A 317-nucleotide genomic window follows, 5' to 3' on the forward strand; every position below is an offset into this window, starting at 1 on the left:
GCTATCGCGGTATTTTCCCCGGCCCATGCGCCCTCCTCGCGCCGCGCGCTGCGCTTTGCCGAGGCGGTGCTGGCCGGCGGGCATGAGATTGCCCGGCTGTTCTTCTACCAGGACGGGGTACACAGTGCCTCGGCCAATGTGGTCACCCCTCAGGATGAGCTGGATGTCGCCGCCCAATGGCGCACCTTCATCGACAGCCACCAACTGGACGCTGTGGTGTGCATTGCCGCCGCCCTGCGCCGTGGCGTGCTCGACGAAGCCGAGGCCAGCCGCTATCAACGCCCGGCCGCGAACCTGCCCAAGCCCTGGGAGCTGTC

1 protein-coding gene is annotated in these 317 nt (G+C 68.1%); it reads left to right on the forward strand.

The features are described 5' to 3' along the window. Nucleotides 1–317: sulfurtransferase complex subunit TusD (tusD, locus tag SB756_RS28960; RefSeq protein WP_410912968.1), on the forward strand; the 317-nt coding region annotated here is incomplete at both ends.

Source organism: Pseudomonas sp. SIMBA_068 (assembly GCF_046534705.1).
In the GTDB taxonomy this organism is placed as follows: domain Bacteria; phylum Pseudomonadota; class Gammaproteobacteria; order Pseudomonadales; family Pseudomonadaceae; genus Aquipseudomonas; species Aquipseudomonas putida.